Source organism: Photorhabdus viridis (assembly GCF_040256935.1).
Lineage (GTDB): Bacteria > Pseudomonadota > Gammaproteobacteria > Enterobacterales > Enterobacteriaceae > Photorhabdus > Photorhabdus viridis.
The window spans coordinates 1-223 of record NZ_JBEJZY010000493.1 but is presented as its reverse complement, the minus strand read 5'-3'; the positions used below and the strand labels follow the sequence as shown (position 1 = coordinate 223).

The window sequence follows — 223 nt, the reverse complement described above, 5'->3', positions numbered from 1 at the left end:
GGAAGGTGACCCCTATCTGCTGGCCTATCCGATGATTTTTGCTGACCGGGCGCTGTTGGATCGCTATCTGGCGGCGATGCAACAGGTGGTTGATCGCCATGATATCCTGCGAACCGCGTTTATCTGGCAGGGATTATCTGCACCGGCGCAGGTGGTCTGGCGTCAGGCGCCTTTATCGGTCGCTAAACTGACTCTGGACCCGGCTGACGGGCCGATTGGCGAG

At 59.2% G+C, this 223-nt stretch carries 1 protein-coding gene; it reads left to right on the top strand.

All coding sequences use genetic code 11. From position 1 onward, the window contains the following. Positions 1-223, top strand: a 223-nt coding sequence (locus tag ABR397_RS25655; protein WP_350307909.1) for a hypothetical protein, incomplete at both ends; no start/stop codon positions are given.